At 34.2% G+C, this 24,904-nt stretch carries 18 protein-coding genes and 4 pseudogenes; 10 read left to right on the top strand and 12 right to left on the bottom strand.

Annotated features, from left to right (window positions below):
- Window positions 1–294: 294 nt before the first annotated feature.
- Entirely contained in the window at window positions 295–1,206 is a 912-nt protein-coding gene (locus DN392_RS13390; protein WP_000488975.1) for a VanW family protein, read from the top strand.
- A 189-nt stretch (window positions 1,207–1,395) separates the two neighbouring features.
- The gene (locus tag DN392_RS13385; RefSeq protein WP_000249892.1) at window positions 1,396–2,304 is read left to right on the top strand and encodes a VOC family protein; all 909 of its coding nucleotides are present in this window, start codon (window positions 1,396–1,398) and stop codon (window positions 2,302–2,304) included.
- 21 nt (window positions 2,305–2,325) lie between these two features.
- Here DN392_RS13385 and DN392_RS13380 read toward each other — a convergent pair whose 3' ends face one another.
- Both DN392_RS13380 and DN392_RS13375 read right to left on the bottom strand, forming a co-directional pair.
- On the bottom strand, window positions 2,326–3,243 hold the full coding sequence (locus DN392_RS13380) for a hypothetical protein (protein ID WP_000749722.1): 918 nt from the start codon (window positions 3,241–3,243) through the stop codon (window positions 2,326–2,328).
- A complete protein-coding gene (locus tag DN392_RS13375) occupies window positions 3,240–3,758 on the bottom strand; it encodes a GNAT family N-acetyltransferase (RefSeq protein WP_088321561.1) in 519 nt (172 codons plus the stop codon). Before DN392_RS13375 ends, DN392_RS13380 begins: the two co-directional genes overlap by 4 nt.
- Before the next feature lie 303 nt (window positions 3,759–4,061).
- Between DN392_RS13375 and DN392_RS13370 the strand changes: the two genes are divergently transcribed.
- A complete protein-coding gene (locus DN392_RS13370) occupies window positions 4,062–4,739 on the top strand; it encodes an MgtC/SapB family protein (protein WP_088321560.1) in 678 nt (225 codons plus the stop codon).
- 203 nt (window positions 4,740–4,942) lie between these two features.
- On the top strand, window positions 4,943–7,858 hold the full coding sequence (gene colA / locus DN392_RS13365) for a collagenase ColA (RefSeq protein ID WP_000679574.1): 2,916 nt from the start codon (window positions 4,943–4,945) through the stop codon (window positions 7,856–7,858).
- 310 nt (window positions 7,859–8,168) lie between these two features.
- Here colA and DN392_RS31190 read toward each other — a convergent pair.
- From DN392_RS31190 to DN392_RS13335, 6 genes and pseudogenes are all read right to left on the bottom strand, one after another.
- Window positions 8,169–8,955, bottom strand: a pseudogene (locus DN392_RS31190) (MBL fold metallo-hydrolase); the annotation flags it as partial.
- 307 nt (window positions 8,956–9,262) lie between these two features.
- Window positions 9,263–9,973, bottom strand: coding sequence for a TraX family protein (locus DN392_RS13355; RefSeq protein ID WP_048565930.1), 711 nt, complete (start codon window positions 9,971–9,973; stop codon window positions 9,263–9,265).
- Window positions 9,974–10,205: 232 nt separating this feature from the next.
- The gene (locus DN392_RS13350) at window positions 10,206–12,053 is read right to left on the bottom strand and encodes an FtsX-like permease family protein (RefSeq protein ID WP_000009437.1); all 1,848 of its coding nucleotides are present in this window, start codon (window positions 12,051–12,053) and stop codon (window positions 10,206–10,208) included.
- Window positions 12,043–12,804, bottom strand: a complete 762-nt coding sequence (locus DN392_RS13345) for an ABC transporter ATP-binding protein (protein ID WP_000072383.1) — start codon at window positions 12,802–12,804, stop codon at window positions 12,043–12,045. The genes DN392_RS13350 and DN392_RS13345 overlap by 11 nt, the downstream gene beginning before the upstream one ends.
- A gap of 115 nt (window positions 12,805–12,919) precedes the next feature.
- Window positions 12,920–13,915 (bottom strand): sensor histidine kinase, encoded by a 996-nt coding sequence (locus DN392_RS13340; RefSeq protein ID WP_000765295.1) that lies wholly within the window; start codon window positions 13,913–13,915, stop codon window positions 12,920–12,922.
- The gene (locus DN392_RS13335) at window positions 13,912–14,604 is read right to left on the bottom strand and encodes a response regulator transcription factor (RefSeq protein WP_000277460.1); all 693 of its coding nucleotides are present in this window, start codon (window positions 14,602–14,604) and stop codon (window positions 13,912–13,914) included. Before DN392_RS13335 ends, DN392_RS13340 begins: the two co-directional genes overlap by 4 nt.
- A gap of 227 nt (window positions 14,605–14,831) precedes the next feature.
- Here DN392_RS13335 and DN392_RS13330 point away from each other — a divergent pair, with 227 nt between their 5' ends.
- Entirely contained in the window at window positions 14,832–16,262 is a 1,431-nt protein-coding gene (locus tag DN392_RS13330) for an IS4 family transposase (protein ID WP_064056699.1), read from the top strand.
- A 328-nt stretch (window positions 16,263–16,590) separates the two neighbouring features.
- Here DN392_RS13330 and DN392_RS13325 read toward each other — a convergent pair.
- Window positions 16,591–16,824 (bottom strand): annotated as a pseudogene (locus tag DN392_RS13325) (GNAT family N-acetyltransferase); the annotation flags it as partial.
- 253 nt (window positions 16,825–17,077) lie between these two features.
- A pseudogene (locus DN392_RS13320) lies at window positions 17,078–17,571 on the bottom strand (DinB family protein).
- Window positions 17,572–17,776: 205 nt separating this feature from the next.
- On the opposite strand from DN392_RS13320, the gene DN392_RS13315 reads away from it, so the two are divergent.
- Window positions 17,777–18,079, top strand: coding sequence for a hypothetical protein (locus DN392_RS13315; protein WP_000717601.1), 303 nt, complete (start codon window positions 17,777–17,779; stop codon window positions 18,077–18,079).
- A gap of 130 nt (window positions 18,080–18,209) precedes the next feature.
- On the opposite strand, the pseudogene DN392_RS13310 reads toward DN392_RS13315, so the two are convergent.
- A pseudogene (locus tag DN392_RS13310) lies at window positions 18,210–19,641 on the bottom strand (IS4 family transposase).
- A gap of 194 nt (window positions 19,642–19,835) precedes the next feature.
- Here DN392_RS13310 and DN392_RS13305 point away from each other — a divergent pair.
- Entirely contained in the window at window positions 19,836–20,669 is an 834-nt protein-coding gene (locus tag DN392_RS13305) for a YwqG family protein (RefSeq protein ID WP_061672830.1), read from the top strand.
- A gap of 537 nt (window positions 20,670–21,206) precedes the next feature.
- On the opposite strand, the gene DN392_RS13300 is transcribed toward DN392_RS13305, so the two are convergent.
- Window positions 21,207–21,710: a GNAT family N-acetyltransferase gene (locus DN392_RS13300; protein WP_061672829.1), complete on the bottom strand. Its 504-nt coding sequence runs from the start codon at window positions 21,708–21,710 to the stop codon at window positions 21,207–21,209.
- A 255-nt stretch (window positions 21,711–21,965) separates the two neighbouring features.
- On the opposite strand from DN392_RS13300, the gene DN392_RS13295 reads away from it, so the two are divergent.
- From DN392_RS13295 to DN392_RS13285, 3 genes are all read left to right on the top strand, one after another.
- A complete protein-coding gene (locus tag DN392_RS13295; protein WP_000737899.1) occupies window positions 21,966–22,364 on the top strand; it encodes a DUF2871 family protein in 399 nt (132 codons plus the stop codon).
- Window positions 22,365–22,535: 171 nt separating this feature from the next.
- Window positions 22,536–23,927 (top strand): FAD-binding oxidoreductase, encoded by a 1,392-nt coding sequence (locus DN392_RS13290; protein ID WP_000406953.1) that lies wholly within the window; start codon window positions 22,536–22,538, stop codon window positions 23,925–23,927.
- Window positions 23,928–23,931: 4 nt separating this feature from the next.
- On the top strand, window positions 23,932–24,900 hold the full coding sequence (locus DN392_RS13285) for a bile acid:sodium symporter family protein (protein WP_000865830.1): 969 nt from the start codon (window positions 23,932–23,934) through the stop codon (window positions 24,898–24,900).
- Window positions 24,901–24,904 lie beyond the last annotated feature (4 nt).

Below are 24,904 nucleotides of genomic sequence, written 5' to 3'. Positions count from 1 at the left end.
TTATGTTCACAAGGTGTTTCTTTATAAATAAGAATATGGAGTTTTACATTTGTATTTCTTTCGTTTTATGGTATATACTGGATAAAAAGGTGAGGTTACATAAAGGTTACAATTCTATCGAACTCCAACTTTTATGTAAATATGTATAGACATTTAGAAAAGAAAAGAGTAATTTATATAGAGTGAAAAATAACTTGTAACATTTTATAAATATATTGTAAAATGATTGTAACAAAACATACATAAAAATGAAATAATACATAAAAGTAATATTGGGAAAAAGGGGAGAGTATATTGTTCCGTAAAGTAAAGGGTATATTAGTTGGGGTGTTATGTGTAGCTATAGTGAGTGGTTGTGGTGCAAAAGTAAGTGATGTTGCATTAGTAAGTGACATTGGTGGCCACACGGTAGAGGCTAAAGCAGAGGTGCAGGATTCTATTAGTTTAGTAGATGGTCGTACTGGTACGGAAGTGAAAAAACTAGATTTATCGAGTCTAGGTTATTTTGAAGATGAAGCAAAATTTAAAAAATCGGTAACGAAGGTTGCTAGTGAGGTTGGGAAAAGCGTTGATAAAAAGATGGTTCCTTCACGCGTAGCACCTGATGGAAGTTGGCAAGAAGGAAAACCTGCTTATGAGTTAATGGAAAAAGAATTAGTAGATAAATTATTAAACGTTGGTATGTGGGACTCTTCATATCAATTACCTATTGTTGAGAAAAAGCCTATCGCAACATTAAGTGATGCGCAAGGAAGTGGTACGGTAATTGGTAGATATGAAACGAATTTAGGTGGCTCAGCAGGTGGCCGTATTGAGAATATTCGCTTGTCAGCAGCGGGCATAAATGGAGTTGTATTAGCAAAAGGAGACAGTTTCTCTTTCAATGCATTAATTGGTGATACAACGCCAGATAAAGGATATCAACTAGGAAAAGAAATTGTAGATGGTAAATTAGTAGATGGATACGGCGGTGGTGTTTGTCAAACATCATCAACATTATACAATGCAGCAGATCAAGCTGGTTTGAAAATGGTAGAGAGAACGACACATTCTAAAACGGTAGGTTATGTTCCACAAGGAAGAGATGCTACAATTGCGTATCCATACTTAGACTTAGTGTTTGAAAACACGAATGATGCACCTGTGAAACTTTATATGGGCATTCAAGGTGGAAAGTTAGTTGCTGAAGTACATAAAATGAGATAAGAATAATAGTAGACTGTTTCGTAAAGTCACCTTTTCTGAAAGTTAGAAGAGGGGGCTTTTTTATTATGGAAATAAAAAAGATTATAAATTCTGACTTTTCTTATTTACATAGGGTGATTTTAGTTGTATCCTTCATAGTAACGGTTATATGTATTGGAAATATATAAGGATAAGGAGATGGAGTTATTCATGGTACAAATTCATCCGAAAACACGTATTGGTCATGTTGAATTTAAAGTGCAAAATTTAGAGCGCCAAATTGCTTTTTATGAGAATGTAGTAGGCTTAAAAGTAATTCAGCGTGAGGAGAATAAAGCATATTTATCAGGAAAAGGTGGAAAGAACACGTTACTTGTTCTTGAAAAATTAGAGGACGGGGTATTGCAAGAGCCGCGTACGACTGGTATATATCATGTAGCTTTTTTAGTTCCAACTCGTGAGGCTTTTGCTTCGGCATTATTTGGGGTGATTCGTAATAAGAATGTAATTGATAGTCCGGATGAGCAAGAAGGACGTTATACATATTCAAATGAAATTTTACCGATCTCAAGGTTTAATAGTGCAAGTGATCATACATATAGCGAAGCGTTTTATTTACAAGATTTAGAGGGGAATGGTATAGAAATTTATGCAGACCGCCCGCGTGATCAATGGGGAGAAGGACCAGGAGGAAGTACGCCGCTAGATTTAAAAGAACTGGCAACGCTCGTTGATTATGAGGTTGATGGATTGCCTGCTAATACTGTCGTTGGGCACGTACATTTACGAATAGCGGATGTAGAGAAGTCACACGAGTTTTATGTAGAGACAGTAGGATTTGAAGTGCAACAGCGTGAAGATGACTGCTTATTCATTTCTGCAGGAGGATATCATCACCATATAGGTGCAAATACGTGGAACGGAGTAAATAATCCACATCCACCAGCGTATGCAACTGGACTTAAGGTATATACAATTGTATTACCGCATAAAGAAGCGTTAGATGAAGTGAAAGAAAGATTAATAGAAAAACAACATAAAGTAAACGAAAGTACAAACGGATTTACAGTAGTAGATCCTAGTGGTATTACAGTGCAGTTTGAAATAGAGACAGCATAAAAGAAGTCGGAAGGTGTATAATCACTTTCCGACTTCTTTTTGATACGTAATCCAAGTAGCACAAGGATTGAAAGGAAAGGATTTTAATATCTCCATTGCATATATACTCGTTGAATCGAATTCACCTTGAATGAAAGAATAACCATGTTCACTTGCATACATAGATTGTTTGAAAACGAGAAGTTTCAGTAAGGATAAATTTTCTGTAGTGTGAGTCCCACACCATCCTAGTTCTACCGTATTATCTCTTTCTGATGTATGGAGGAAAGAGTACGCAATAATTTTATTTTCTTCATCTATCATTACAAAGCTCCCATCTAGTAACACATCATCAGTTAAGATCTGTTCTTTCCAAGTTTCGAGCGGGTATGAGGCAACGGGATTTGCTAAGTGAGTATCCTCATAATTCGTTTTTACTAAGTGAGCTAGATTTTCAAAGAAGCTATTATTAGACTCGATGTTTGATAAGGTTTGTACATGATAATTTGAATGACGCATTGTATCGATAGCTATGATTTTTCGTACGTCTAATATCGGCATATATGTTCTTCGGATTTCCGTAAAATTATGTTCTTCATAATAGGCTTTTAAATGAGCCGATGTTTCCCATATAGAGGTTTGTAATGGTAATTTGAAGTTTTCTCGTTTTAGAATCTCGGTTAAAAAAATTTGTTCTATGTGTAGCACTGAATAGAAAGGGTTCGTATATATTCGAAAGTATGTGCAGTATGGATGGAAGTTATTATTCCAGGTGAGAAAGGTGCCTACTACATCTTTTTTATAGTAGGCAACATATGCACATTTTGTTTTATTATCTCGTAATAAATTAAATAGATAAGAGTCTTCATTGTATAAATCAATAAGTTGTTTTACTTTTAGCTCATTACTTCTACTATATTTCTCTATAACAAGATTATTTTTATCGGATGACTTTTTCATAGCTTAATCCAAAATCTTCTTACTACATTTCCATCTTCCTCGATGAAATCATCATCACGAAGCCCGCTGTTATGTAAAATTGTTTTTTCTGATCCTGTATTCACTTCGTCACAAACGACAAGTACTTTCTCGATGTTTAATTCCTTCGTTTTTTCTAGCGATAATTCTAATAACTTCGTAGCATAACCTTTTCTTCTTTCAGAAGGGCGAATGCCATAACCGATATGACCTCCAGCGTTAAATAAATGCTCGGTTAAACTATGACGTATATTAACAGCTCCTACAATTTTATTTTCATCTGTAACGAGCCAATACGTAGAGTCTGGTACCCAAGATTCAGGGAGGTTTATTCCGTTATGCGCATCGTGAAGTTCTTGAATCATTGCCGTGAAATTAGAGGGGTCTTTTGAGATAACCCACGGAATCATTGTTTCACCGCTATCTTTCCATTCTTTATAAAAATCTAAGTATTCTTCTTGTAAATCGGTAGTAGGTGTAAGTAAAGAGACGTTCATTGTTAGTAAGCTCCTTTATTTATGTAGTATTTATAAAAAATTACGATACAAAATGAAAGCGTTTTCTAAAATTTCTCAACCTCATTTTATGCAATCCATATCCCGTTTTTAAATGGAAAGTAAAGTTTATGGTTTTTCGTATAAAAAGTGGGCTGAATTCTATTTATGTTAATATTGAAAATATTAACATAAATCACCTAGGATATTAAGTATATTTTAATAAAATGTTTTTATATCGATAAATGGATGTGTGTGATAATTTTTGTTTTATCTATCTATAATGAATGAAAGGGGGAAGGGCTCGTGAGTGTAAATTTTGATTTGATTATACGAATCGGTGTTGCGGGTTTGTTAGGAGCAATAATCGGTATTGAAAGGGAAATTCGATCAAAAGAGGCGGGATTAAAGACTCATTTCCTCGTAGCGGTAGGGAGTGCTTTAATAATGGTCGTTTCAAAATATGCCTTTTCAGATATTATGAATGAAGAACATACGGCTCTTGATCCGAGCCGTATTGCAGCGCAAGTGGTTAGTGGATTAGGTTTTTTAGGTGCAGGTACAATTATTATTCAAAAACAGGCGGTGAAAGGGTTAACGACAGCGGCTGGTTTATGGGCTACAGCAGGAATTGGATTAGCAATTGGCGCTGGCATGTATGTAGTAGGCATTGGAGCGACGATTCTAGTTTTAATTGGTTTAGAGATTGTGAGCCGTATTTTTAAGGTGCAATTTTTATTTCCGCAAAATATAACAGTGCAAATGTGTATAAATAAACATGAGGCGGTACAGCAAATATTAGAAATACTTCATATGAAAGACATTCCAATACTTTCATATGAAGTGGAGACTTCACAGCAAGGCGCAGAAATAGTATATAAGGTAGGAATGCAGCTGAAAAATATATCGTCAGAAGAAAAGAATGAATTTATTCAGCATATGCAAACATTACCGGAAGTTACGTTTATAAAGTTAAAATCATAGCGTTGAAAACGAGGGTAGATATAGCAGACATTTCGCTATTATCTATCTTTTTTTGATATAAAATTCACATAAAGTCAAGTGTTAATTTTGCTAGGCATGGATACATGTGTGAACGTTCCCTTATTTTTTCTCAATACAGAATAAAAAGTAAGAATAGTAAAATAATGGTGCGGGACACTAAAAAATGTAAGGTAGGGGAGAGCATGAAAGGCTATTCAAAAAAAGTGTTAGTAGGGGTAAGTTTTGCTAGTTTAATGTTAGGGAGTTTTCAAGGGAGCACATTGGCAGAAAGTAAAAAGGGAGAGCAAGTTTCTTATCGGAATGTGCTAAAAATGGAACCAGTTGGTGTGCAACTGCCAGTGCAAGAATTAGCTCATTCATCAAAAGTGCTTGAAAATAAGTCTTTTGAGAAAAGGCTACAATTTGCTGATTTGTCGCAAAGACCACCTGAAGTAAAAAAAGAAAGTAAGCAATTAGCTGCAGCGAAAACTTATACAATTGCTGAACTAAATCAATTAAGCAATCAGCAGTTAGTAGATTTACTTGTAACAATTGATTGGGAGCAAATTACGGGTCTATTTCAATTTAATAAGGATAGTCTTGCATTCTATCAAAATGATAGTAGGATGCAGGCAATTATTGATAAATTGAAGCAGCAAGGACAAGTTTATACGAAAGATGACTCCAAAGGGATTGAGACTTTAGTAGAAGTATTACGTTCAGGGTTTTATTTAGGATTTTATCATACAGAATTAAGTAAACTAAATGAGCGGAGCTATCATGATAAATGCTTACCTGCATTAAAAACGATTGCGAATAACCCGAATTTCAAACTCGGTACGTTAGAACAAAATAGAGTTGTATCATCATACGGAAAATTAATAGGAAATGCTTCGAGTGATGTGGAAACGATAACATCAGCTGCAAAGATTTTTAAACAATATAACGATAATTTTTCTACATTGGTAGACAATCTTTCAGCTGGAAATGCGATTTACGATATTATGCAAGGTGTTGATTACGACATTCAATCGTATTTGTACGATACGAGAAAAGCACCGAAAGATACAGTATGGTACCAAAAAATTGATAGCTATATTAATGAATTAAGTCGTTTTGCTTTAATTGGAACGGTGACAGAGAAGAATGGTTGGTTAATTAATAATGGTATTTATTATACAGGTAGACTTGGTACGTTCCATAGTACAGGAACGAAAGGATTGCAAGTTGTAACAGACGCGATGAAAATGTATCCGTATTTAGGAGAGCAATATTTCGTAGCGGCTGAGCAAATCGCGACGAATTATGGCGGGAAAGATGCAAATGGAAATGTTGTTAATTTAGATCAAATACGAGAAGACGGGAAGAAAAAGTATTTGCCGAAAACGTATACGTTTGATGATGGGGCAATTGTTTTAAAGGCTGGAGATAAAGTGACAGAAGAAAAAGTAAAACGTCTATATTGGGCGGCAAAAGAAGTAAAGGCACAATTCCATCGTACAGTTGAAAGTGATCAACCTTTAGAAAAAGGAAATCCTGATGATGTATTAACGATGGTTATTTATAATAGTCCAGCTGAATATCAATTTAATCGTCAATTGTACGGATATGAAACGAATAACGGTGGCCTTTATATAGAAGGAACAGGTACGTTCTTTACTTATGAACGTACGCCAGAAGAAAGTATTTATAGTTTAGAAGAATTGTTCCGACATGAGTTTACTCATTACTTACAAGGTAGATATGAAGTACCAGGGCTTTGGGGACAAGGTAAGATGTATGAGAATGAGAGATTATCTTGGTTTGAAGAAGGGAATGCGGAGTTTTTTGCGGGGGCAACGAGAACGGATAATGTTGTACCGAGAAAGAGCATTATAGGAGGAATATCTTCAAATCCAGCAGAACGTTATACGGCAGAGCGAACGTTAAATGCAAAGTATGGAACGTGGGATTTCTATAATTATTCCTTCGCTTTACAATCGTATATGTACAATAAGAGATATGATATGTTTGACAAAGTTCATGATCTTATTAGAAAAAATGATGTAACAGCATATGATGCATACCGTTCTACTTTAAGTAAAGATGCGAATTTAAATAAAGAGTATCAAGATTATATGCAAATGTTAGTCGATAACCGTGAGAAATTTAATGTTCCATTAGTATCAGATGATTATTTAGCAACTCACGTACCAAAACCAGTTTCAGATATTGCGGCAGAAATTACAGCAGAAGCAAAATTAAGTAATGTATCAGTTAAGAAAAATAAATCACAGTTCTTTAATACATTTACACTGCAAGGAACGTATACAGGTACTACTGCAAAAGGGGAATATGAAGACTGGAAAACAATTACACAAAACGTAAATGATACGTTAAAACGTTTAAGTGCAAAAGAATGGACAGGCTACAAAACAGTAACAGCTTACTTTGTGAATTATCGTGTGAATGCATCAGGGCAATTTGAATATGATATTGTGTTCCATGGTATGAATACAGAAGAAGGTGCTGTGAATAAAGCACCAGTTGCGATTATAAATGGTCCATATAGCGGAAATGTAAATGCAGCAATATCGTTTAAAAGCGATGGATCAAAAGATGAAGATGGAAAAATTGTTGCTTATAAATGGGAGTTTGGTGATGGTACTGTAAGCAATGAACAAAATCCAACTCACGTGTATACAACAGAAGGAACGTACACGGCAAAATTGACAGTAACAGACGACAAAGGATTAACGAATACTGTTACAACGAATGTAACGGTTCAAAAGAAAGAAGATAACAGTGTAGAAAAAGAGCCGAATAATTCATTCCAAACAGCAAATAAACTGCAATTAAATCAAGTTTTACGTGCTAGTTTAGGAAATGGTGATACGAGTGATTACTTTGAAATTAATATCGAAACGGCGAAAAACCTACAAATTAATGTAACGAAGGAAAATAATATCGGAGTAAACTGGGTTCTTTATTCAGAAGCGGATTTAAATAATTATGTTACGTATGCCCAGCAAGAAGGAAATAAGTTAGTAGGAAGTTACTACACGTATCCAGGAAAATATTATTTACATGTGTATCAGTATGGCGGGGGAACAGGGAATTATACGGTAGAAGTGAAATAGTAAAAAGGTCGCCGTGAGTGGCGACCTTTTTGTTACGCATAATAAAAAAATTTAAATGAAATTTATAAAAGTTTGATAGGCAATACCAAGGGAAAGTATCGTAGCTACCATATGTGCAGTCCATTTAGGCATACTTAAATTCAGTACGACATTATACAAGATTCCATATAAGGGGTCCTGCCGCATCCCCATCAAGCTAACAGAACAGATTGCCCCCTAAACGAAAATTTTGTGGCTTTTTTAGCGCGGAAGTTCATTATTATCGTTTTTTATGTTTCTTAACTTGATAGAGGTGTGGTGGATCCCTTTTTTAGAAGTAAATACTTTTAAAACCTTGAAGTATTTGAAAATCAATTTTATCTGCTTTTGTCCTTTGAATTATAAAATCTAATCCATTTTGGGTATTGTCCGCATATTTAGGCATTGCTTCAAGAGTATCTGTCAATGGTTTGTTGAAATCGTCCCAATGTATTGGAATAACAAGCTTCGGTTGTACTTTTCGTACAGATTGCTCGTAATACGTATTTTGGAAAGTACTTTCCTGCTTTCCTAATACCCCTATTCCTAAAAACAAGACATCAGCTCGAATATCATCTAATGCTCCTTCTATATAGTTAGCACTTGGTTTAACAAGGAAAGTTTTATTATTATGTGTAATCAAGTAATCATAAGAAGAGTCTTCATGATAATCTAGTGCTTTAGCAGGTTGTTTAAGTGTCTTTTTTTATTTTTTCTCCTTCATCAAAGGTTGGTGAATGTTTCGATGGAAGGACAGTAACAGTAAAATCACCAAACTTCATAGTCTTATTTACTTCATATACAGACATCTGGTTCGTATTTATATTACCACCAATACCTATGTTAATTGCTGATTCTGAACCATATACATGTGTTCCAGTTCGTTTAGCTATATAAACTAAATCAAACGCATGATCATAATATGTATGTGCAATAAATAATCCCTTAAGTTTATTACTATCAACCCCTATTTGATTAAAAACTTTATCCACAGTATCTTCATCTGTTTTTATATTGATGAACAATATTTTTGGTAAGGATGGCCTAGAAATAAAACCATCAATCATTAATTGTGTATTTCAAAAAACATTCTCCTTTCTAAACAAAAGATATTATTGTTTGCCTGTGCTAAATCCTCCTACTTGAGGCTACCACAAAGTATCTATAAAATTTAAAAAACGCCATCCTTTCCTATGATTCTACAGAAAGAATAGCGTATTTTTTCATATTAAGGAAATTTAGTTTTGTTAGCTTGATAGTGATGAAGTAGTACCAACAAAATGCGAATTTTGTACTCTAAGAAAAATTTGAATCCAATAAAAACTTTCTGTAAGGTTCATTCCCTACAACTTCATTTAGAAACTTATAAATTTATTATTTTTATCTTTATTTACTCATAAAATATCCAATTGTATAGATAATCCATAAGTGGACCGGATAGAAAATATAAAACATATATTTTGTAAATGCATTATTCACACCACGTTCGCCGTTGTATAAAAAGAAGAATGGTAATGCGAATACCATCATCCATTGGTTGTTAAAACCAAATAAACCCATGTCTGTGAAAATCTCTCCCGCCATAAGTAACGTTGGGACTTCCATTAATGAAAGTAATACATATGTGATAATTAACCACATTTTCTTTTCTCTAAAGAAATAGAAGATTAATGTCATGATGACGCCCATGAAACTTGCTTCTGTAAACATTCCTAATGTACCCACAATAATTGCAGTTGGGATTCCGAGTAAATAGTTTTTTGTACGTTTCGTATAATCAATGGCACATAATAATACTATCCCAAGCCCAAGTGATAAGAAAATATTATTTAATAATCCAGCCTCTGTCGGGAAGATATATTGAATAATCGCTGAACCAGCAAACATAATCGCTGCCCACATAAATACACGTGTAGCATACTTTGTACGATTTCGTGTATAGAAAAATCCTTCCACTACAAAATAGAAGAAAATGGGTGCTACAATACGCCCTGGATGATGCATCCACATTGGCATACCTGGAATGTAAGTATATACATGATCAATGACCATAAGAATCATTGCAAAAATCTTTAATTGAAAAGCATTTAACTTCATAAAATATAAAACCTCCAATTTATATATTACTCAAATACTATTAGTCCTCTAGGAAAACTATATTGTTTCTTACATCAACGATATACTTATATAAAGTTTCTATAGTAAGAGCATCTCTTATTTATCCAAGGGGTTCTTTTTCATGAAAAGAACCCCTTGAAAAGTATAATTTCAGGTATAATTTCTATGTTATTTTTAGATCAAGCACCTATATTATTAAAAACATGCATTGTTAATTCATAAGTTTTTTCAAATAACTTCGTCGAATGATGAAAAAGCTTATAACAAATAGCAATAAAAATATTCCTACGCCTATTGCTGTGACTCCATAAAGTGCTGATGAAAAATGGTTACGCATTGCAAGCATTATTCCACATAGAAGAATAGATGCAAGTGTAAACGGTACAAAAATTAAAGTTGCCAACTCCTTAGTCACAACAGCAACTAATTCTTTCACAGAAAAGCCAAGTTTTCGGATTCCTGTATATTTTTCTTTTTCTTCTTCAAATGACGTTTGCAGATAGAAATAAAGAATACTCATTGCCGCGCTCAAGAAGATAAGGCTCAACATGAAACCGATAAAGAATAGAAGACTCACTGTAGTTTTTTCAATCTCGTAAAAATTAATTTTAGAAGAAATTAGGCGCTCATTTGGTATTGTTGAAATTTTGGAAAGAATCGTTTCGGATAAGTCGAGTTTTTCTGTCCAATTATCAATTTCATAAGTAAATACTTTAAATACAGGATAGTCAATAGTTTCATAAACAACATCTGGGACGATATAGTACATTTTTTGGAAACCTGAAGTTAAAATATTTCGTTTCTCAAGGCCCGCATATTTAAGTTTTCCAAACGGGTAGTCACGAATAAATTCTATATTTGGAAGAGCATAGTTATTTCCTGCTGCAACATAGTATTCATCATCCTTTAGTGAAATTGTCTTATGAAAACCAAGGGCATTATAATTTGAAACTGACATAAAGCCAATATTATGATTTTTATCTGTTTTAAATGCAGAATAATATGCATCGTATTCACCTTGTTTTGCTAATGCATTTTCAATAAATGAAATATCTTTCTTTTCAACTTCAGGTGTATTACCTGAGAGTGAGATATATTCAAAGCTGTACGGATCTATTGATTCTGCTCTCGTATTTATATTGTAATAGGAACTGTACAGTACATTTGTACATAAAAATACACCTAGCAACAAGACTGTTAATAAATAGATAAGTTGGGAATGTGAGCGACCTTTGGCCTTTATGTTCGAAACGTAAAGCATATTTGTTTTTTTGTAATACGACGGTCGTTTTTGTAATACATGAATTGATACAAACATTCCCTGCGTGATAATGAAATATATGGCTAATAGCGAACTAACAAATAGTAAAATGTAATGGATGGTTCCAGATGATTCAACCCAATTCATTTCTAATATGAGCGATAGTGCTAAGAATACGCTGGTAATTACTGATAGTAACAACTTCCATGGTGCAGGCACAATTAATTTTTCCTGTGTTACATCTGCTTTTAACAGATGTACAGCTTCTTCTTTGTTAATAAAACGTGTTATAAATTTAGAAACGATACAGAATAAAATTGCAAATAAAATAATAGTTAATGCGATAGCCTGTATTGGTATATACATACCAAAGCTATTCACTTGTAACACCCTTTTGGTGACCATTAAAAACAACGGGGCGATTACAAGCCCAAGCACAATCGCTTTTATAATTGCTACACTAGCAATAAGCATATTTTCTCTGAACACCATCCTACGCACTTGCTTCATAGATGCTCCAGTAATCATAAAAATGCCAAGACTTTTGGTTTTCTTTTTCAAAAATGAAAACATCGAATAAATGATGAAAACGAATGAAAAAATATACACAATAAAGCTCGTGAGTATCATTACAAGGCTAAGTGTGCTTCCTGTTTGAATGCTTGCTAACATAGGATGAAATGCTACAATCGAAAATAAGAAAAATATCAAAATGGAAAATACACTGCTTAAAAAATAAGAAATATATGTCCATTTATCGCGCAAAATGTTTTGAAGGACAATATGATTAAAACTCATGCTGTCCACCACCTAAAAATGTAAGTGTGTCCATAATTTCTTGATAAAACTTCTGTTTATTATTGCCTCGATGCACCTCATTATAAAGAATACCGTCTTTTATAAAGATTACGCGATGTGCAAAACTAGCAACATAGGCATCATGTGTCACCATTAAAATAGCTGTGTTAAAGGTCTTGTTAATTGACTCAAACAATGTCATAACATCATTTACCGCTTTAGAATCTAGGTTTCCAGTTGGTTCATCAGCTAATAATAACCCTGGTTCATGAATAACAGCTCGAGCAATTGCCACACGCTGTTTCTGTCCACCTGAAATTTCAAATGTACGTTTCTTTAAAATTTCTTTAATACCTAAAAAAATTGCAACTTTCTCTAAACGTTTGCTCATTTCCTTAGCTTCTACAGAATCAAGTACCAAAGGTAATAAAATATTTTCCTCTACTGTTAAGGTATGAACAAGGTTAAAGTCTTGAAAGACAAACCCTAATTCTTTGCGACGAAACTTCGCTAGTTCATTATCATTTAATTCATAAGGATTTTTTGAATTAATTGTTACTGAGCCATTAGTTGGGCTATCGATTGTTGAAATGCAGTTAAGAAAAGTTGTTTTTCCACTACCAGAAGGCCCCATTACCGCAACAAACTCATTCATGTTTAAATTAAAATCAATACCTTTCAATGCCTGATAGGAAATTTCTCCTGTATATACTTTTTGAAGCTCTTTTACATTTAAAATGGTGTTTGACATCAGTACCTCACTCCTTTGTATCTTTCAGTATTTGATTATAGATGGGCCTTTTACTTCTTAACATCTTTCAACATGACAGCAATATGACAAAATTGTCACATTCAAAACGGCTACCTTATTTGGTAGCCGTTTCTATACTTCTTGAGAGGTCTATTGTAAATATTGTTTCATTATCTTTAGAATATAGATGGTATGGATGATTTAATGTAGTAAGAATACTTTTTACTAAATAGAGACCGATACCAGTTGCTTCTCCTTTTGTACGTCCTTTCGTTCCCGTGTAAAATAATTCAAAAACACGTTTTATTTCACTTTCAGGTATCGTTTCTCCTTTATTTTTAATAAGTAACTGCCCATTTTCATAGTGGATTATAATGGATGAGTATTTTTCTCCATATTTAACAGCGTTACTTAATAACTGGTAAACCACAACCTTTAGCCATTTACGATCTGAATAGAGAAATATATGCTCCGGTATAGTGCTCTTAGGAAAGATTTCTTCCTCAATAAAATAATCCTTTAAATCATTAATAACTTCCTGCACAATATGTTTTAACGGAATTGGTTCTATTTTTAAATCTGCTAATAATTTAGTAGAGCGACTATACGTTAGTAACTGATTTAAAGAGAAGTTTAGTTTATCGCACTCAACTTTTACTTTTTGCCATTCTGCAAGGGAATTTGGTTCCTTAAACTGATTAGATTGTATAAGCAGTTGAATGACAGAAAGTGGCGTTTTCATTTGATGGACAGCATGAGAAATCATTAATTGCTGATTATGTAATGAACTCTTATATTCCTCTTCTTTTGATAGAAATAAGGATTGAATATATTGCAACTGAGCTGCGTATGCTTTTTCGTATGAAGCTATTGGCTGATAAATCATAAGACTGTCCGTATGGATGCTCTTGTTCTCAATATGTGCATACATTTTTTTACGGCGTAAATAACGACAAAAAAGTAGTATGATTAATAGAGAGAAGGCTAGAAATATAAAATAGGTATAATGATTTTCAAAACCATCTAATCGATGAATCATAATTGGTAAGCTAATAAATGTAATGATATACAAAATAATAAAGCTCATATGGTCTTTTAAAAATAACTTCATGTGAGTTTCTCCGTTAATTGATAGCCAATTCCTCGTATAGTTTTAATTTCTAAAGTAGAATGAATGGCTTCTAATTTCTTTCGTACTCTTGCAATATTTACTGTTAATGTATTTTCCTCAACAAATTCTTCCTCATCCCAAATGGCTGTAAGTAGTTGCTGTCTTGTTACAACATTAGGATACGCTTCAAAGAACATTGTACATAGCTGGAGTTCTTTTATTGTTAATAGCTCCTCCTGATTAGGTGTGCATAATCGTACAGTGTCCAGGTTTAAAGCTGTATTTCCTATTTTTATAATTTTCCCCTGTACATTTCTTGCATATTCGCCATATATACGACGAATTTGTCCATTAATTTTTGCAAGTATCACTCCTAATAAAAATGGCTTAGTAATAAAATCATCAGCCCCATTTTCAATGCCATACACTTGATCTGCCTCACTCATACGAGCAGAGAGAATCACAATAGGACAATTTGATATTTGTCTTATTTTACGGGACCAATAATAACCATCAAAAGCAGGAAGGGTAACATCCATTATGACAAGGTGGGGTTGAAAGTCTTGAAAAATTTCTAATACCTTTTGAAAATCTTCTACAATGAGGCAATGATATCCATATTTTTTAAGATGTTTTTTTAGCGTATATGCTATATTCATTTCATCTTCAACAATCAATAATTTATACATTTCATCCTCCGATTTATTTATTAACTTTGTCTCATACCTTATTTTAAACCATTATTGCTTTTGCTCAAAATGAGGGCAGTCTTATACTATATGGGTTGGGACCAAATGTCCATCAAGCTTAAGATCTTGAAGGTACCCCATCGCCATCAAGCTAAAAAATTGTATCCATAAAAAGTAAAAAACGCTATTCTTTTTGTAGAAATATACAGAAAGGATGGCGTTTTTGTATGAATCTATCGATTCAAGATGAGTTTCATTTATTCGCTGAAGAACTACAGAGATTCCTATCTCCAAGTATCCTTCAACAGGTCGCACAGGAGACGGGTTTCGTAAAACGTAAAAGTAAGTATGGCGCACGAGATTTGGCCGCTTTATGTATTTGGATTAGTCAACACGTAGCAAGTGATTCTCTCACTCAATTATGTAGTCAGCTTTATGCAAATACAGCTACACTCATAAGTCCAGAAGGACTGAATCAACGCTTTAATCCAGCAGCTGTCGCATTTCTTCGAGAAGTTTTTACTTCTCTTCTCACACAAAAACTCTGTTCAAATCACTCACTTTCTGCACATATAATCTCTACTTTCAATCGTATCCGTATTCTAGATGCAACAGTGTTTCAACTGCCGGATCAATTCGCCACTGACTATCAAGGTTCAGGTGGGAGTAGTAATAAGGCAGGCGTGAAAATCCAATTGGAATATGATTTACTTAATGGTCAATTCCTTAACGTGCAGCTTGGACCAGGAAAAAATAATGATAAAACATATGGTACCATCTGTCTTAAAACCGTAGAAGCAGGCGATTTGTGTTTACGTGATCTTGGTTACTTCGATTTAGGAGACTTACAAGCCATTCATGATAAAGAGGCTTACTATATCTCGCGGTTGAAGTTGAATACACGCATTTATATCAAGAACCCTGAACCAGAATACTTCAACAATGGTACGTTAAAAAAGCAAACAGAATACATCCAGCTTGATATGACACAAATGCTGACTGGTCTAATCCCTGGTGAAACGATGGAAATCCCCAAGGCATACATTGGCCAAAATCAGAAACTTCCAGCACGTGTCATTATCCATCGTTTAACCGATGATCAAACACAAACACGTCTGAAAAACCAAGCGATACGTGAAAAGAAGAAAGGCATTGTCATGAAGGATAAAAGTAAACGTTTAATGGGTATGAATGTATATATCACGAATACGTCGTTAGAAGAAGTACCGACGAACTACGTGCATTCATTATATTCACTTCGTTGGCAGATTGAAATTTTGTTTAAGACGTGGAAGTCATTCTTTGAAATTGATGAATGTCAAAATATAAAAAGAGAACGCCTAGAGTGCCATTTATATGGACAACTCATCGGCATTCTCCTCTGTTCTTCTACGATGTTTCAAATGCGTCAGTTTCTGTTTGAAAAGAAAAAGCAAGAGCTGAGTGAATATAAAGCAATTTATATGATTAAAGATTACTTTCCATTACTGTTTCAAGCGATAGCCGTTGGCACAGAAGAACTTTTAAAAATTCTGCATTCTCTTTATCAACTGCTCAAAAAGAACGGTCGTAAATGTCATCGGTATAAGAAGATGACCGTCTTTGATATTCTAGGGATTGTGTATAAAACGACAGTGAAGAATAGACAAGCTGCCTAGCGAAAAAATCGCGTTTTAATAGGCTTCTTTAGCATGCCTACTTTTTTATCACTTGCCAGTTTTGAAACAAGGATCAATTCGTACCTAGTAATTTATTTAGTTAGCTTGATGGGCATGGGGTCCTGCCGACAAAACGCGGAAATTATACGCTAAGCAACTTCTAGCAAAGAAAAAACCGATTTCCTGTACGCTAAGGAAATCGGTTTTTAGCTTAGTGATGAATTTATAGTTGTTTTCTTAACCTGGGGCCAAACAGCTACTTTGGTATAAATTGTGGTTTCAAAATATGGATGCCCTTATAGAGTATATAGCTAGTAGTAGAGCGAAATTATGCTATTATCTTTTTAGCCATTCGATAATTAGTTAATTTAATGCCCTTACGTTCTATAATTTGTGAACAGATTACTTGGTACCCTTTGTGTTTAAAGAATGGCTTGGCAGTAATACTGGCCTCTGTGATAATCTCTAAAAAGTTTAATCTTTTTGCCTCTAACTCAAGCATATCAACAAGAGCTGAAGCTATACCTTTCCCTTGATAATCTTTATGAACATAAAGCCTATCAGGGGTTCAGCCGAGATACGTGTAAAAACGGGTCATAAGATGTAATATATTTCCATTATTGGTTTTTTAGTTAAAAATATCTACCTCATGATTAACAAAAAGCTGATTACCTATGCGCTATAAATGAACTGCCCCCAATTGTTAAACAAAACCTAGCAATTGGGGGCAGTTCATAGTTATCATTTGACTCTTCTAGTGACTTTCTCAAGTAAAGCACCCTTTGGGTGAATAAGATTTATTTATTCATTCCCATCTATCGCTTAATTGTTCTTATTTGTCCACGATGATTAATTTCGTCTTCCATAACGTGAAACCACAAGTATTAATTATTATAAGGCACACCATTATCCCACTTGTTTTCCTCGAATAACCAGCTATCTTGTTTTGATTTCAGATATGTTAGTGTATTTTCTCTAACTTGTGATAATTCATTCAAATAATAATCTAAAGATTGCTTTTTTATTCCTTCCCTTGCTTTGTCTCCAAGTTCTAAAGAAATTCGCCACTTTAGATATTCACTTTCAGTTAAATCTCTTTTTTCAAACGAGATAACTTGATGAACAAACTCCATCGCTGCAATATGTGATAAGAGAGAACCAATAGTGTTTGAACTACCGTTTGGTAAGAAATCTAAATCACTTTGGTTATTTCGCTCAATGTAACATCTCTTGTATGTTCAAGCATTGTTACAAGCTCTCCAATCTTATTTGAATAGTTTTCTCTTGAAAATATTCTATAATCTATCATATATATCCCTCCAATTTATGTAAAATAATGATATAATTTAATTGAATATAAAGAAAAAGGAAACCTGTTTTTATCAGTGTTACCTTATCCAAGACTAAATTTTACCCATACATCATTTTTTTGATGTAGCTCTTGAAGATAAAAACTATTTAATTTTCAAGGAACAGTTATTAACTTAAAACTTATTATACGAGGAGGGTGTATCATGAAAAAAATATGCTTTGTATTAATTGTCGACGCTGGTATAAATTATGGTTCAATATTTTCTCTACCATTTTTAAGGAAACAGGATGATTTGAAGGGATATTTTTCTGAGTATTATGATGTTTCAATTAATTATATTAGGGATAAAAACTCAGTTGACTATTTGGTAGTTCCCAAACCGTGTCCAGCTTTTGATAATGAAAATAATCTTCCAATAATTGAAGTACCAGCAATCTTATTTATGGAAAAGAATTTTGAAAAAATAAAGACTTATATAGACAATTATTTTTCTAATAACTCATAAAGGGGTCCCACCCCATGCCCATCAAGCTAACCAAGTAACTTACTCGATATGGAACGATCCTTGGTTCAAAACTAACAATTGATAGAAAAGTAGGCATACTAAAGAAGCCTATTAAAATCTGATTTTTTCGCTAGGCAGCTTGTCTATGCTTCACCGTCGTTTTATACACAATCCCTAGAATATCAAAGATGGTCATTTTCTTATACCGATGACATTTACGACCGTTCTTTTTGAGCAGTAGATAGAGACGATGCAAAATTTTCAAAAGTTCTTCTGTGCCAATGGATATCGCTTGAAACAGTAACGGAAAGTAATCTTTAATCATATAAATCGCTTTGTATTCACTCAGCTCCTGCTTTGTTTTTTCAAGCAGAAACTGTCGCATTTGAAACATCGTAGAAGAACAGAGGAGAATGCCGATGAGTTGTCCATATAAATGGCACTCTAGGCGTTCTCTTTTAATATTTTTACATTCATCAATTTCAAAAAATGACTTCCACGTTTTAAACAAAATTTCAATCTGCCAACGAAGTGAATACAGTGAGTGCACGTAGTTCGTTGGTACTCCTTCTAGAGACGTGTTCGTGATATATACATTCATACCCATTAAACGTTTACTTTTATCCTTCATGACAATGCCTTTTTTCTTTTCACGTATCGCTTGGTTTTTCAGGCGTGTTTGCGTTTGATCATCGGTTAAACGATGGATAATGACACGTGCTGGAAGTTTCTGATTTTGGCCAATGTATGGCCTCGGGAATTTCTATCGTTTCACCAGGGATTAGACCCGACATCATTTGTGTCATATCAAGCTGGATGTATTCTGTTTGCTTTTTTAACGTGCCGTTGTTGAAGTATTCTGATTCATGGTTCTTGATATAAATCCGTGTATTCAGCTTCAACCGCGAGATATAGTAAGCTCCTTTATCATGAATAGTTTGTAAGTCTCCTAAATCGAAGTAACCAAGATCACGTAAACACAAATCGTCCGCCTCTACGGTTTCAAGGCAGATGGTACCGTATGTTTTATCATTATTCTTTCCTGGTCCAAGCTGCACGTTAAGAAATTGACCACTAAGTAAATCATATTCCAATTGGATTTTCACGCCTGCCGTATTACTACTCCCACCTGAACCTTGATAGTTAGTGGCGAAATGATCAGGCAGTTGAAACACTGTCGCATCTAAAATACGGATACGATTGAAAGTAGAGATCATGTGTGCGGAAAGCGAGTGATTTGAACAGAGTTTTTGTGTGAGAAGAGAAGTAAAAACTTCTCGAAGAAATGCGACAGCTGCTGAATTAAAGCGTTGATTCAATCCTTCTGAGCTCATCAGTACTACAGTTGAAGCTTCTAACTGACTGCACAATTGTGTAAGTGATGTGCTAGCGATTTCTTGACTGAGCCATACGCAAAGGGCAATGAGTTCGTTTGCTTGATACTTACTAGATCGCTGTACAAAACCAACTTGTTTAGCGATATCTTGTAGGACTATTGGAGATAAAAAGTATTGTAGCTCTTGTGCGAAAAGATTCAATTCATTTGAAATGATAGGGTTCATTAAAAACGCCATCCTTTCTGTATATTTCTACAAAAAGAATAGCGTTCTTTTGATTATATGGATACAAATTTATCTTAGCTTGATAACGATGCACCTGAATCTCTTTTTAAATATTATCAACGATATTATTATTTTTCTTTTTTGAAGATGAATTAAAACTTTGTTGTTGTACAATAAGAATGAGGTGATACATAATGAAAAAAATGCTACAAAATGTGCTCAAAAAGTATGGTATCGTACATCTAGAGAAGCGCATGTTAGATACACTTGAACCAACGATTCAAATACACTTATGCCAAGAAGCTGATGAAAAAATAGCAGTGGGAACATCAAAATTCGGAGGTTTTCCTGATTTACCTGATGAATTAGAGATTCCAACCCAAAATGACATGCCTCTATATTTTATTGGACAACTGAATTTAGAGGAAGTACAATCCTATCACAAAGGAAATCCACTGCCTACGAAGGGCATGTTGTATTTCTTTTATGATGTAGAAGAAGAACCATGGGGGTTTGACCCAAAAGATATTGGAGGACATCGTGTTCTGTATACAGAAAATATAGAAAATCTAAAACGAAGAGAAATCACAACGGAAATATTCCCTTCTTCATTAATTTCATTTGAAGAAACATGGACATTGGCAAAAGAAAAAATTGGAGAAACAGGTTTATCAGATGATGATGAATGGGATTTTTACGAAGAAATAGAAGAATCATATGTCAGAGAAGAGAACGATGGATTTCATCATTTACTCGGTTCAGCACAAGCTATACAATCAGAAGAAATGGCTGAAGAGTGTCATCTTGTTACAAATGGATTTTATTTAGGAAATGCGTATCCTTCAGATAAAGAGATAAAACGTTTGCCTGGTAGCCCTCATGATTGGATGTTACTTTTACAAATTGATACCAATGATGATTTGGAAATGTATTGGGGAGATTCTGGTAGACTATATTTTTGGATAAAAAAAGAAGACTTATTACAAAAAAACTTCGAAAATACTTGGTTAATTTTGCAATGTTGTTAATTTATAAAACAACCATTATAGTAGTTTAGATGTAGAGAAACATACTAAATAGCCTAATCCTATCCATAATAAAAACAACAAGGGATATGTACACTCTCAAATAATATGGTGATCCCACACCCATCAAGCTAAGAAAAGCAAATATCCCAAAATAAAAAACGAACTGAATTCTCATAGACAACTAACTGTGGAGAGATAAAATTTTTGTTGTGGGGGTACTCAAAATATTAGCTTGATGGGCATGCGGCAGGACCCCTATAAGATAAAAATGATTAATATAAATGCAATGAATTGAAGAATTAGAAAAAAAGTGGTTGTTCTAAAGAATTAATATCATGTTGTTCCATTTATTCTCACTCCCTTTATTTATTATATTAATATAATAAATTTATAAGCGGAAGAGTCATTTCTATAAAGTACCAAAAATGTGATATGAAAGGGGTATTGGAAATTACAAGAACTAACGCGAACTATCATGTAACGTAACATATTATTATAAAATTAGTAAAAAAGGTTCGCCATGAATGGCGAACCTTTTTATGCGTTATAGCCGAATAATTTTAAATCTTCCCCTGAGTCTGAAATGATCTCTTCGAACTGCAATCCTACTTTTTCTAAAAGCTTTCCTGAATTGATGTTATCAATAGTAGTAATGGCTACAATTCGTTTCATACCTAGGTTCTGTACACCGTAGTCTATTACAGCAGAAGCGGATTCAAAACCATATCCCTTTGAACGGAATTTCTCTAAAAAGGCAAAGCCGATATCAACATCTTCTAATGAATCTCTTTTAATAAGTCCGCACATACCAAGTGGAGTGAAATCTTCTTTTCGCTCTACTAAGTAAAGACCAAAGCCCATTTTATTATACATATCAACTGGTCCGTTTAAGATGTATTTTTTTGCATCGTCTAAGTTTTTAATCCTTTTATCACCAATAAACTGAATCCATGCAGGATCGTTTACTAATTCTAGAATAAATGGGGCGTCTTTTATATCAAACCAGCGAAGAACGAGTCGTTCAGTTTCAAGAACTATCAATCCATTGCACCACCTTTAATAGTTATAACAATTAGTATGGGTTGCGAAATACAAAAGTGCAACATATTTTAATTATGCTCTACTTGTTCACATAAAGTTCGTTTGTTTTGTATAAAGGGATATTTTATAATTAGAATTGATTGTAAAGAGTGAGATACTTATACAATGACTCCTAGGTAACTAGGAGTTTTTACTATATAACTATCATTATTACTAAATATGACACACTACAAATTCTACTCAAGGAGGTACATAATGAAGAAATTATATAATGCATCGTTTACGTATTTGATTATCGGTTTATTATCAGGGATTTTCGCTAGGGAGTATGGAAAGTATAAGGGGATTGTAGGCTCTACTTTGTTAAATCTTTTGCATACACATACACTTGTACTCGGCTTTTTCTTCTTTTTAATTGCTTTAGGATTAGCAAAAGTATTCGCGTTTCATGAAGCGAAAAGTTTTAATAAGTGGTTTGTTTTACATAATATTGCATTAATTTTAATGTTAGGTTCATTGGCAGCGAGAGGGCTGCTTCAGCTAAATGGAGCGGACTTTAAAGGGTTAACTTATATTGTAGGATTTTCCCATTCGTTAATGGCAGTTACTTTAGTTTGGTTTATGTTGTTAATAAAGAAGTCGTTTAAAATATAGTTTTATAGAAAAGAACTTGCAGCAATTGCTGCAAGTTCTTTTTGTTTATTCGAAAGTAAGAAATGAATTTTGTATATGTAAAACTTGAATTATTTAATTTTTCGGATTATTATGTATAAAACCCTTAACATATTTTGTAATTCTAATTTATAGAAAGTAGGAGTGTGTACGATGGAGATAACAGTAGAACGTTTAGTAAATGAACTAAAGGGTGTACTTCCCGAAGATCGAGTAGTTGTGAATACGACAGTAAGAGAGTTACATAGTAAAGATGAATCTTATCATACTAGTAGTTTACCTGATGTAGTTGTTTTTCCGAAAACGACCGAAGAGGTTAGTAGAATAATGAAAGTAGCGAGTGAGCATGGAAAACCTGTCGTTCCTTTTGGGGTAGGTTCTAGTTTAGAGGGACATGTTATTCCATATGAAAAAGGAATTACAATGGACTTTTCGCTTATGAATAAAATACTCGAAATAAGAGAGAAAGATTTCCTTGTAAGAGTACAGCCAGGAGTGACTCGCTCTCAGCTTAATAAAGAATTAAAAAAGTATGGATTGTTTTTTAGTGTAGACCCAGGTGCAGATGCAACGTTAGGTGGAATGGCTGCCACAAATGCGAGCGGAACGACAGCAGTTAAGTATGGGGTAATGCGTGATCAAGTTCGTGATTTAGAAGTCGTTCTTGCTGATGGGGAAGTAATACATACTGGAAATTTAGCAGCGAAGTCATCATCAGGTTATCATTTAAATGGTGTTTTCGTAGGATCAGAAGGTACGCTTGGATGCTTTACAGAGTTAACATTAAAAGTATACGGCATACCAGAACATGTTATGGCTGCGAGAGCATCGTTTCCAACTATAAATAATGCAGTAGAAGCTGTTATTAATATACTACAAGCGGGTATTCCAATTGCAAGAATTGAACTTGTAGATGAATTATCTATGAAACAAGTAAATCATTATAATGAAACAAGTTACAGAGAAGAGCCTACACTGTTTTTAGAGTTTCACGGTAATGAAGCAGGGCTAAAGCAAGATATTGAATTTACGAAGGAAATTGTTTTTGATCATACATGTAAAGAAGTTGCTTTTGAAACGGAAACTGCAGCGAGAAATAAATTATGGGATGCACGGCATAACCTAGCATACGCTTACGTTCATAGTTATCCTGGTAAAAAGCTTATGAGTACAGACGTATGTGTACCAATTTCAGAATTGGCTGGGGCAATTCAACATGCGAAAGAGACATTAGATAAGGTTGGCCTTGTTGGTGGTATTCTTGGTCATGTAGGAGATGGGAATTTCCACGTGCTCTTAATGGTTGATCCAAACGATAAAGAAGAAGTGGAAAAGGCGGACGAAATAAATGAAAGTATCGTTTTATATGCTCTTAAACGAGGGGGAACGTGTACGGGAGAACATGGCGTTGGAATCGGAAAACGGAAGTATCAAGAAGAAGAACATGGGGCGGCATTACTCGTAATGAAAAAAATAAAAAAAGCTCTCGATCCGCAAAATATTTTGAATCCGAATAAAGTTTTTCAGTTGAAGGATAGGGGATGATGGGGTGAAAGTACTAGAAGCGATAAGTAATATAGCTGGAAAGTATTTTGCATTTTGGGTTATTTGTATTGCAGCTATTGCATATTTCATTCCTGGACCATTTCTCGGGTTAACTAGTTACATAACGATTTTACTCGGAGTTGTCATGTTTGGGATGGGATTAACATTAAAGGCTGTTGATTTCAAAATCATAGCTACAAAACCATTGCCAGTTATTATCGGTGTATGTGCTCAGTTTATTATTATGCCACTTGTCGCATACGTACTAGCCTACGTTATGAATCTGCCAGCTGAATTAGCAGCTGGATTAGTGTTGCTCGGTTCAGTACCGGGTGGCACTGCATCAAATGTTATGGTTTATTTAGCAAAAGGGAACTTAGCGTTGTCTATTGCAATGACGTCATTATCAACGTTACTAGCACCAATTGCTACACCTCTTATTTTATTATTACTTGCGGGACAATGGATGCCAGTGAATGCTATTTCTATGTTTCTTTCTATCGTACAAGTCATTATCATACCTATTATTTTAGGATTAGTAGTGAAGAAGTTTTTCCCTACAACTGTTACGAAAGGAATGACTGTTATTCCTTTAATATCAGTTGTAGCAATTATCATTATAGTTTCAGCGGTGGTTTCAGCGAATGTAAGTAGCATTACTTCTTCAGGTCTTCTTATCTTTATCGCAGTTATGCTCCATAATGCATTTGGCTTTTTACTCGGATATATAACAGCGTTCGTACTTGGACTAGACGAAGGGACAAGAAGAGCTATTTCAATAGAAGTAGGAATGCAAAATTCAGGATTAGGTGTTGCGCTAGCAACAGCACATTTTGGACCAGCTGCCGCACTCCCAAGTGTATTAGCAGCAGTATGGCATAACATTGCAGGACCGATATTAGCAACCATCTGGTCAAAAAATGCAAAGAATACTTTCAGTGATGAAAATGTATCGGTAAATATAGAAAAATAGGAAT

This window comes from Bacillus sp. BB51/4 (genome assembly GCF_008368845.1).
GTDB lineage: Bacteria > Bacillota > Bacilli > Bacillales > Bacillaceae_G > Bacillus_A > Bacillus_A wiedmannii.
This window is presented reverse-complemented; position numbering and strand designations above follow the sequence as displayed.

Bases quoted from the DNA above. Each gene is read 5' to 3' on its own strand.
- DN392_RS13375 (WP_088321561.1), bottom strand. From the start codon at position 3,758: ATGAACGTCTCTTTACTTACACCTACTACCGATTTACAAGAAGAATAC.
- DN392_RS13290 (WP_000406953.1), top strand. From the start codon at position 22,536: ATGGAGATAACAGTAGAACGTTTAGTAAATGAACTAAAGGGTGTACTT.
- DN392_RS13355 (WP_048565930.1), bottom strand. From the start codon at position 9,973: ATGAAGTTAAATGCTTTTCAATTAAAGATTTTTGCAATGATTCTTATG.
- DN392_RS13335 (WP_000277460.1), bottom strand. From the start codon at position 14,604: ATGTATAAATTATTGATTGTTGAAGATGAAATGAATATAGCATATACG.
- DN392_RS13385 (WP_000249892.1), top strand. From the start codon at position 1,396: ATGGTACAAATTCATCCGAAAACACGTATTGGTCATGTTGAATTTAAA.
- DN392_RS13315 (WP_000717601.1), top strand. From the start codon at position 17,777: ATGAAAAAAATATGCTTTGTATTAATTGTCGACGCTGGTATAAATTAT.
- DN392_RS13350 (WP_000009437.1), bottom strand. From the start codon at position 12,053: ATGAGTTTTAATCATATTGTCCTTCAAAACATTTTGCGCGATAAATGG.
- DN392_RS13330 (WP_064056699.1), top strand. From the start codon at position 14,832: ATGAATCTATCGATTCAAGATGAGTTTCATTTATTCGCTGAAGAACTA.
- DN392_RS13380 (WP_000749722.1), bottom strand. From the start codon at position 3,243: ATGAAAAAGTCATCCGATAAAAATAATCTTGTTATAGAGAAATATAGT.
- colA (WP_000679574.1), top strand. From the start codon at position 4,943: ATGAAAGGCTATTCAAAAAAAGTGTTAGTAGGGGTAAGTTTTGCTAGT.
- DN392_RS13340 (WP_000765295.1), bottom strand. From the start codon at position 13,915: ATGAAGTTATTTTTAAAAGACCATATGAGCTTTATTATTTTGTATATC.
- DN392_RS13345 (WP_000072383.1), bottom strand. From the start codon at position 12,804: ATGTCAAACACCATTTTAAATGTAAAAGAGCTTCAAAAAGTATATACA.
- DN392_RS13305 (WP_061672830.1), top strand. From the start codon at position 19,836: ATGAAAAAAATGCTACAAAATGTGCTCAAAAAGTATGGTATCGTACAT.
- DN392_RS13295 (WP_000737899.1), top strand. From the start codon at position 21,966: ATGAAGAAATTATATAATGCATCGTTTACGTATTTGATTATCGGTTTA.